The 4651-nt window shown below is 63.4% G+C and carries 4 protein-coding genes and 1 pseudogene; all 5 read right to left on the bottom strand.

What is annotated here, in order from left to right; translation table 11 throughout:
* Positions 1-13: 13 nt before the first annotated feature.
* Positions 14-1441, bottom strand: a complete 1428-nt coding sequence (locus AC1DUU_RS23695; RefSeq protein ID WP_476785829.1) for a gamma-aminobutyraldehyde dehydrogenase — start codon at positions 1439-1441, stop codon at positions 14-16.
* An 18-nt stretch (positions 1442-1459) separates the two neighbouring features.
* The gene (locus tag AC1DUU_RS23690) at positions 1460-2275 is read right to left on the bottom strand and encodes an ABC transporter permease (protein WP_476785828.1); all 816 of its coding nucleotides are present in this window, start codon (positions 2273-2275) and stop codon (positions 1460-1462) included.
* Positions 2265-3233: an ABC transporter permease gene (locus AC1DUU_RS23685; RefSeq protein ID WP_476785827.1), complete on the bottom strand. Its 969-nt coding sequence runs from the start codon at positions 3231-3233 to the stop codon at positions 2265-2267. The genes AC1DUU_RS23690 and AC1DUU_RS23685 overlap by 11 nt, the downstream gene beginning before the upstream one ends.
* The gene (locus AC1DUU_RS23680) at positions 3230-4228 is read right to left on the bottom strand and encodes an ABC transporter ATP-binding protein (protein WP_476785826.1); all 999 of its coding nucleotides are present in this window, start codon (positions 4226-4228) and stop codon (positions 3230-3232) included. Before AC1DUU_RS23680 ends, AC1DUU_RS23685 begins: the two co-directional genes overlap by 4 nt.
* A gap of 181 nt (positions 4229-4409) precedes the next feature.
* Positions 4410-4651: pseudogene (locus tag AC1DUU_RS23675) on the bottom strand (spermidine/putrescine ABC transporter substrate-binding protein); the annotation flags it as partial.

The following is a 4651-nucleotide window of genomic DNA, read 5'->3' as shown; positions in this document are numbered from 1 at the left end:
GGGGAGAAGAGCGCTACCCATGCGCGATCATCACGTGGCGCACGGCGGTGTAGTCCTCCAGCGCGTAGACCGACATATCCTTGCCGTAGCCGGACTGCTTGAGACCGCCATGCGGCATCTCGTTGGTCAGCATGAAGTGCGTGTTGATCCAGGTGCAGCCATATTGCAGCCGAGCAGCCGTCGACATGCCGCGCGAGATGTCCTTGGTCCACACCGATGACGCCAGTCCGTAATCGCTGTCATTGGCCCAGTTGACCGCCTCGTCGGCATCCGAAAACCGCGTCACTGACACCACCGGCCCGAACACCTCGCGGCGCACGATCTCGTCTTCCTGTAGCGCGCCGGCAACGACGGTCGGCTGGTAATAGAAGCCACCGCCCTCGCCGGGCTTGCCGCCGGTGGTGATTTCGATGTGCTTGAGTTCAGAGGCGCGCTCGACGAACGAGGCGACGCGGTCGCGCTGGCGCCTGGAGATCAACGGCCCGATCTCGTTTTCGGTGTCGTCGGCATGGCCGAAACGAATTGTCGAGACAGCCGACGACAGGTCGGCGACGAGCTTGTCGTAGACGCGCTTGCCTGCATAGATGCGGCAGGCGGCAGTGCAGTCCTGGCCGGCATTGTAGTAGCCGAAGGCGCGCAGGCCGCTGACCACCGCGTCGATATCGGCGTCGTCGAAAACGATGACCGGCGCCTTGCCGCCGAGTTCGAGATGGGTGCGCTTGACCGACTTGGCCGCCGCCTGCAGCACCTTCTTGCCGGTGGCGACATCGCCGGTGATCGAGATCATGTTGACCTTGGCATGGTTGATCAGCGTGTTGCCGACGCTCTCACCACGTCCGAGCACGACATTGACCACGCCTTCGGGCAACACCTCGGCGAGGATTTTGGCCAGCTTGAGTGCCGTCAGCGGCGTCTGCTCCGACGGCTTGAAGACCACGGTGTTGCCGCCGGCAATGGCCGGCGCGAGTTTCCACGCCATCATCATCAGCGGGTAATTCCACGGCGCGATGGAAGCGACGATACCGATCGGATCACGGCGGATCATCGAAGTGTGTCCGGGCAGATATTCGCCCGCCACCAGCCCAGGCATCGAGCGTACAGCACCGGCAAAGAAGCGGTAGCAGTCGACGATGGCAGGTATCTCGTCATTGAGCACGGCATTGATCGGCTTGCCGCAATTGAGCGCTTCGAGCCTGGCGAAACCTTCCGCCTCCGCCTCGATCCGGTCGGCGATCTTGAGCAGATAGCCCGAGCGCTGCGCCGGCGTGGTCTTCGACCAGCCTGCAAAAGCTTTTTCGGCAGCGGCGACCGCAGCCTCGATCTGTGCTTGCGAGGCCTCGGGCAGGCTGAGGATCGTCTCGCCGGTGCGCGGGTTGAGGATCGCTTCTTCCGTCTCGGTCCCTTTTTCGAACTTCGAGCCGATCAGCATCTGGGTGTCCATGACTTCTCCCTTTCGATCTTATTTGCCGGCGCCGGCGATCTGGTCGCCTTCGCGGGTCAGGTAATAGGCAATGAGGATGGGCAACAGCGTCGCGAGAACCACGACCATGGCAACGACATTGGTGACCGGGCGCTGGCGCGGCCGCACCAGCTCCTCGAGCATCCAGATCGGCAGCGTCTGCTGCTGGCCGGCGGTGAAGGTGGTGACGATGACTTCGTCGAACGACAACGCAAAGGCGAGCATGCCGCCGGCGAGCAGCGCTGTACCGATGTTGGGAAGGATCACATGCCTGAACGTCTGGAAACCGTCGGCGCCGAGGTCCATCGACGCCTCGATCAGCGAGCCCGAGGTGCGGCGGAACCGGGCGACCGCGTTGTTGTAGACGACAACGACGCAGAAAGTGGCGTGGCCGAGAACGATCGTCCAGAACGAGAACGGGATCTCGGCCAGGCTGAAGGCCGAGCGCAAGGCGATACCGGTGATGATGCCGGGCAATGCAATTGGCAGGATGACCAGCAGCGAAATCGCCTCGCGGCCGAAGAAACGCGTCTGGCTGACGGCAGCGGCGCAAAGTGTGCCGAGCACCAGCGCAATCGCTGTCGAAATCGCTGCGACCTGGACCGAAAGTCCCAAAGCCTGCCAGACGTCAGGACGTCCCCAGGTGACCGCGAACCACTGCGTGGTCAGTCCCGGTGGCGGCCATTGGTAACTCTTCTCCTCGGTGGTGAAGGCGTAGACGAAGATCAGCAGGATCGGCAGATGCAGGAAAGCGAGGCCCGCCGCGGCGGCGATCTTGATGCCAAGCGGTGCCGATTGCGAACGGTCAGAGCGCATCGAAGGCCCCCATGCGTTTGGCGCCCCAGAGATAGAAGCCCATGATGACGATCGGCACGACGGTGAAGGCGGCGGCGAGCGGGATGTTGCCGGCGGTACCCTGCTGGGCATAGACGGCCTGGCCGATGAACAGCCTGGAGGTGCCAATGATCTGCGGGATGATGTAGTCGCCCAGCGTCAGCGAGAATGTGAAGATCGAACCTGCGACGATGCCCGGCAGCGCCAGCGGAAACAGTACGTTGCGGAACGTCTGGCCGGGCGACGCCCCCAGATCGGACGAGGCTTCGACGAGGTTGGCCGGCACGCGTTCGAGCGCTGCCTGGATCGGCAGGATCATGAACGGCAGCCAGACATAGACGAAGACAATGAAAGTGCCGGTGAACGACACCGATAGCGAATTGCCACCGACGATCGGCAGCGACAGCCAGYTGTCGAGCAGCCACGACAGATGCAGCTTGCCGAAAAGCCAGGTGAGGATGCCTTCCTTGGCAAGGATCAGCTTCCAGGCGTAGATCTTGACCAGATAGCTCGACCAAAGAGGCAGCATGACACCGAGATAAAACAGCGCCTTCCATTTGCCGCGAGCGTATCGCGCCGCGTAATAGGCGATCGGGAACGCAACGACAGCCGAAGCGAGCGTCACCATCGCAGCCATCGTCACCGTGCGGACGATGATGTCGACATTCGCCGCCTGGAACAGGTCGCCATAGGTCTTGAGCGTGAAGTGGCGGTCGATGAGGCCGGAATACTCGTCGATCGAAAAGAAGCTTTGCGCCAGCAGCGCTAGCAGCGAGCCGATATAGATGACGCCGAGCCAGAGCAGCGGCGGCGCGAGCATCAAAAACAGCAGCAGCCCCGGCCGGCGCCACAACAGGTCTGACAACGAACCGGCGAGACCGCCGCGCTTGGGCAGGATCGCTGCGGCTGCGCTCGCGCTGGTGATGGCGTCGACACTCACGCCTGGTCCTCCATCAGATGGAGCTGGTCGCGATTGAAGGTGAGCACGACATGCTCTCCATCGTCGGGCAGCGACGTGCCTGCGGGCACGGTGGCATGCAGTCTCAGACCGCCGGCATCGAGCGCCAGCTTGGTAGCGGCTCCGAGATAATGCCTGGACACGACACGCGCTGCGACGCCGTCCCCGGTAGCACCCCGCCCGACGCGGATCGATTCCGGACGCAGGCTGCCCCAGCGGCGCTGGCCGGCATAACGCTGGACGAAGTCTGGCGGCAGCACATTGGACGAACCGACGAAATCGGCGACGAAGCGCGATGCCGGACGCTGGTATATCTCCTCCGGCGCGCCTACCTGCATGATGCGGCCATCATTGAACACCGCGACCCGGTCGGCCATCGACAGCGCCTCGCCCTGGTCGTGGGTGACGAAGACAAAGGTGATGCCGAGCGCCTTTTGCAGCGCCTTGAGTTCTTCCTGCATGCTCTCGCGCAGCTTGAGATCGAGCGCGCCGAGCGGTTCGTCGAGCAAAAGCACTTTTGGCTTGTTGACCAGGGCGCGGGCGAGCGCCACGCGCTGGCGCTGGCCACCCGAGAGCTGCCCCGGCCGACGCGAACCGTAGCCCGGCAACTGCACCAGCCTGAGCGTATCTTCGGCGGCGCGGTGGCGTTCGTCCTTGCTCACGCCCTTGACCATCAGCCCATAGGCGACATTGTCGAGAACGTTGAGATGCGGAAACAGCGCGTAGTCCTGGAACACCGTGTTGACGTTGCGACGATAGGGCGGCACGCCCTCGGCACGCTCGCCAAAGATCGAGATACTGCCCGAGGTCGGCTGCTCGAAGCCGGCGATGAGGCGCAGGCAAGTCGTCTTGCCCGAACCCGACGGCCCCAGCATGGCGAAGAACTCACCCGGCTGTATCTCGAGGTCGACCGCATCGACGGCGCGCACCGCGCCGAAATGGCGGGAGGTCTTTTGAAAGGCGACTGCTGGGGTCATTGAAGGCTGTCCTGATGGTTGGCTCGCCATCTGCGAACCTCGGCGCCGTCCCTCATCCGCCTGCCGGCACCTTCTCCCCGTGAATGACGGGACAAGGACGAAGCGGTGACGTGGACGCCCCCCTCCCCGTTTTACGGGGAGAGGGTAAGGGTGAGGGGCATCGCAACGCTAAACGTTAGGCCTACCGTCCGCCAATCACGCCGATATAGTCCGACACCCAGCGGTAGTAGGGCACGCACTGGTCGTTCTGGGTGGCGCATTTCGACACCGGCGTCTTCCAGAACTTGATCTTGGCGAATTCTTCGAAGCCGTTGGTCTTGCAGCCTTCGTCGCCGAGCAACGCATTGCCCTTGCAAGCGGCCGGCACGGCCGGGTTCGAACCGAACCAGGAGGCAAGATCGCCCTGCAGCTTGGGGTTCAGCG

The sequence above is a fragment of the Aminobacter sp. P4_H6_2 genome (assembly GCF_056400805.1).
This window is presented reverse-complemented; position numbering and strand designations above follow the sequence as displayed.